This is a genomic window from Microbacterium sp. Bi128 (assembly GCF_918698205.1).
This window is the reverse complement of sequence record NZ_CAKKMM010000964.1, coordinates 1-1,969: the sequence shown is the minus strand read 5'-3', so window position 1 is coordinate 1,969 and position 1,969 is coordinate 1. Positions and strand designations below refer to the sequence as shown.

Here is a 1,969-nt window from a genome sequence, read left to right as displayed (position 1 = left end):
GCGGAACCAGCTCGATGAATGGGGGGTACGGATCCGCTGGTCCGGGCGGCGCCCGAAGCTGTGGGGCTCGGTGATCCGCGAACTCGAAGAGGCCGAGGACTACACCCGGGGCAACAGCACCTGCACCTTGAACATGTGCGTCAACTACGGCGGACGGGCCGAGATCGCCGACGCCGTCTCCGCGATCGCGGAGGAAGTGGCCCAGGGCCGGCTGAAGCCGGGGGCCATCACCGAGCGGACCATCCAGAAGTTCCTCGACGAGCCGGACCTGCCCGACGTGGACCTGTTCCTGCGCAGTTCCGGGGAACAGCGGCTCTCCAACTTCATGCTCTGGCAGTCGGCCTATGCCGAGTTCGTGTTCATGGACACCCTGTGGCCGGACGTGGACCGGCGGACGCTGTGGGATGCCGTCGAGATCTATGCACAGCGGGACCGCCGCTACGGTGGAGCCATCGACGCCGCTCCCGCCGCGGGCGGCCAGGTCAGCTGATCCGCGTCAGTCGTAGACGTACGCCCTGATCCACCGGGACAGCCGGGCATAGGCGTCCGCGCGGACCCGCGGGGCGGAGAGGAAGACGTCATGCAGGGCGCCGTCAATCCGCTCCAGCGTCACGGTGCGGCCCAGGCTGAGCGCGCGGAGGGCGATTGTGTTCACGTCCAGGACCGCGTCCGTGCGGCGCATGGACTCCTTCCAGAACATCCCGTTGGCGCTGGCGCCCGAGATGAGCACCAGGATGGGCACATCGATGTTCAGGCCACGCGCCACCTTGGACTGCCCGGCGAGCACGGCGCTGAGCCAGCCGGCGCGGACCGGAAAGGCGTGCGGCGGACGGTAGGCATCGTCCAGGGCCCATTCGCCTTCCGCGGTGCTGCTGATGCTGCGCCAGTAGAAGGCCCGCTCAGGCAGCCGGATCACCGACTCCGGCCAGAACCGGGCGAACGGCTCCACCATGGTCCGCGCGGCCCGGCGCAGGGCGGGGCTGCCGTGGACTTCCAGCCATGGGCTGTCCAGGACCAGTTGTGACACCATCCCCGGATGCCGGTCGGCCCACAGCGCCGCGATCAGGCCGCCGGTGGAGTGTCCCATCAGCGTCACCTGCGGCGCCGCACCGTCCGGCCTGAGCGAACCGATGATCCCGAGCGCTGCAGTGATCTCGGCGTCGTAGTTGTCCAGGTCCGCGACGTAGCCGCCGTGGGTGCCCGGACGCAGGCTGCGGCCATGGTTGTGCATGTCGAGGGCGAAAAACTCAAACCCCTGCCCCGCCCAGAATTCCGCGAGCTCCTCATTGAAGAAGTAGTCACTCCAGCCGTGCAGGAACAGCACCGCCCGGGCCGGCAGCGCCGATGGTGTCGGCGGGAGCGGGGTATGGCGGACCAGGGTGGCAGTGCGCAGCACACCGTCAGGGCTGACGGCCTCAAAGGTGCACGCCTGGAAATCATCCCCGAGAATGTCGGTCCGCCACTGCATCGACTTTCCTCCTGTGTTGCTGAGAGCCTGCCCGGACTAGGACGCGGACGCAGCGGCCCGGCCCGCGGAACGTCCGGAGAAGAGGCATCCGCCCAGGAACGTTCCCTCGAGGGCCCGGTAGCCGTGGATTCCGCCGCCGCCAAACCCTGCGGCTTCACCGGCCGCGAACAGCCCGGGCACGGGCTGCCCGGCGGCTTCCAGGACCCGCGACTGCAGGTCCGTCTGCACACCGCCAAGGCTCTTGCGCGTCAGGACCGAGAGCCGGACGGCGAGCAGGGGACCGTGCCGCGGATCCAACAGCCGGTGCGGCGGGGCGACCCTCATGATCTTGTCGGTGGCGAAACGCCGCGCTGCCCGGATCGCCGCCAGCTGCGGATCCTTGCCCATCCCGCTGGCAAACTGCCGGTCCCGGTCGCGGATCAGCTGCTCCAGGGCAGCGGGGTCGATGAGCTGCCCGCCCGTCAGATCGTTCATCTGCCCGGCGAGCCCGGCGGGGTCCGC

At 69.5% G+C, this 1,969-nt stretch carries 3 protein-coding genes; 1 reads left to right on the top strand and 2 read right to left on the bottom strand.

All coding sequences use genetic code 11. The annotated features are described in order from the left end of the window. The coding region (gene uppS, locus LQV45_RS28600; RefSeq protein WP_230010351.1) for a polyprenyl diphosphate synthase at positions 1–490 on the top strand (490 nt) is incomplete at its 5' end. Positions 491–496: 6 nt separating this feature from the next. On the opposite strand, the gene LQV45_RS28595 is transcribed toward uppS, so the two are convergent. Then, positions 497–1,468: an alpha/beta hydrolase gene (locus LQV45_RS28595; RefSeq protein ID WP_230010348.1), complete on the bottom strand. Its 972-nt coding sequence runs from the start codon at positions 1,466–1,468 to the stop codon at positions 497–499. 36 nt (positions 1,469–1,504) lie between these two features. Beyond that, the coding region (locus LQV45_RS28590; RefSeq protein ID WP_230010346.1) for an FAD-binding protein at positions 1,505–1,969 on the bottom strand (465 nt) is incomplete at its 5' end.